This window comes from Alphaproteobacteria bacterium (assembly GCA_037146715.1).
In the GTDB taxonomy this organism is placed as follows: domain Bacteria; phylum Pseudomonadota; class Alphaproteobacteria; order UBA7879; family UBA5542; genus JBAWWO01.
The window spans coordinates 1-1,698 of record JBAWWO010000032.1; the positions used below are offsets into that span (position 1 = coordinate 1).

At 42.5% G+C, this 1,698-nt stretch carries 3 protein-coding genes and 1 tRNA gene; all 4 read left to right on the forward strand.

The window, feature by feature from the left end:
* The first annotated feature begins 135 nt into the window (after positions 1–135).
* The 4 genes from WCG05_05700 (at position 136) to WCG05_05715 (ending at position 1,654) form a co-directional block, all read left to right on the forward strand.
* Positions 136–211: transfer RNA gene (locus tag WCG05_05700), tRNA-Trp, on the forward strand.
* Positions 212–230: 19 nt separating this feature from the next.
* Positions 231–422, forward strand: coding sequence for a preprotein translocase subunit SecE (gene secE, locus WCG05_05705; GenBank protein ID MEI8321473.1), 192 nt, complete (start codon positions 231–233; stop codon positions 420–422).
* Between the two features lie 4 nt (positions 423–426).
* Positions 427–960, forward strand: coding sequence for a transcription termination/antitermination protein NusG (gene nusG, locus WCG05_05710; GenBank protein MEI8321474.1), 534 nt, complete (start codon positions 427–429; stop codon positions 958–960).
* A gap of 124 nt (positions 961–1,084) precedes the next feature.
* Complete coding sequence (locus WCG05_05715; GenBank protein ID MEI8321475.1) at positions 1,085–1,654, forward strand: hypothetical protein; 570 nt, start codon at positions 1,085–1,087, stop codon at positions 1,652–1,654.
* The last annotated feature ends 44 nt before the right edge of the window (positions 1,655–1,698 follow it).

The window sequence follows — 1,698 nt, forward strand, 5'->3', positions numbered from 1 at the left end:
CGCGAAGGTGGCCGTACCGTAGGTGCCGGTGTTGTTTCTAAAATTATTGAGTAGTTAATTTACTGAACCCACCGGGCTTGGTCCGGTGGTGTTCTTTATGGAGGGGCTTGACGATGGCCCCTTTATTGTATATGAAGGAGCGTAGCTCAATTGGTAGAGCGTCGGTCTCCAAAACCGAAGGTTGTGGGTTCGAGACCCGCCGCTCCTGCCAAGTTTAAAGTAGGGAAAAAATGATAAATCCAGTTGAATTTGTTCAACAAGTAAAACGGGAGATTTCCAAGGTATCTTGGCCTTCTCAAAAAGAAGTTGTATTGACAACAGTGATGGTGTTCATTCTTGTGATGATCGCGGCCACTTTCTTTTTGCTTGTGGATAATATTCTGATACGCATTGTGAAATTTATTTTAGGATTAGGAGCTTAAACCCATGGCACAGCATCGTTGGTACGTGGTCAATGTGTACTCTGGTTTCGAAAAGAAAGTTTCAGAAGCTATTCGTGAAAAGGCAGAAAAAAATGCTATTTCAGATCAAATCTCTGAAGTATTAGTTCCCAGTCATGAAGTCATTGAAATGCGCCGGGGCAAAAAAGTTGCAACGGATAAAAAGTTTTTCCCAGGCTATGTCTTGGTTAAAATGGAACTTAATGACGATACGTGGCACATGATCAAGGGAATCGCCAGGGTTTCCGGCTTTTTGGGAAGCAAGGGCAAACCTATGCCAGTCAGTGAAGCCGAAGCAACCAGGTTGCTATCTCAAATGCAGCAGGGCGTTAAAGCCGGCGTTGACGGGGTTAATTTTGATGTGGGTGAACAAGTGCGTGTTTCCGATGGACCTTTTGCATCCTTTAACGGAGTTGTGGAAGAAATTGATCTGGAAAAAGCACGCGTGAAAGTAACCGTTTCTATTTTTGGACGGGCGACCCCCATCGATTTGGACTTTGATCAGGTCGAAAAGCTTTAAGAGCTTTAACTTTTTCTGAAAGTTGATGAAAAAACCTTTTGGTTCCCGTATCCTAACTACTTTGACGATATCAGTATCCGTCTTGTGTCTTGTTGCCCTATATATCTTTATTCGGGCTTTTTGTTTGGCGGATATTTCAAAAACTCCTCTGGAGGCCGAACTAGAAATCCCGGTTTATATGGTCTCTTATGCTGACGGGCCTGCAGCGTTTCGTCAAAATCAAAAATTCTTGGTCTACTCGGCCTTAAATAAAGGCGTTAGTCATTTTTTCAACTATAATAGGAAATTATTAGACCCCGCATTTGCAGAAAAGCATAAGGATGTGCTGGCTTTGAAAAAAGGGGCGGGCTATTGGCTTTGGAAGCCGCGTATTATCTTGGATACACTGAATCAAATTCCTGAAAATTCCTATATGATTTATGTCGATAGTGGATTTGTTTTTCTGAAAAATCCCAAACCGCTTTTCGATTTACTGCAAAAACATGATGTGGTATTGGCTGCCTATGAAAACAGGGCTTTTTCTCAAGCAGGGTGTACTAAAAAAGAAGCGCTTGAAAAAACAGGGTGTACAACCGAGATCTGCCGAAACGCCCATGCGATGTATGCAGGAGTAATACTCATTAAGAACACTCCCGTTGCACGGAATTTTGTGCAAAAATGGCTGGCGCTATGTGAAGATAAAACTTGGGGCTGAAGTAGCTAAGACCTAAAAGAGGGTCTATAATAGCTAGAATGTAT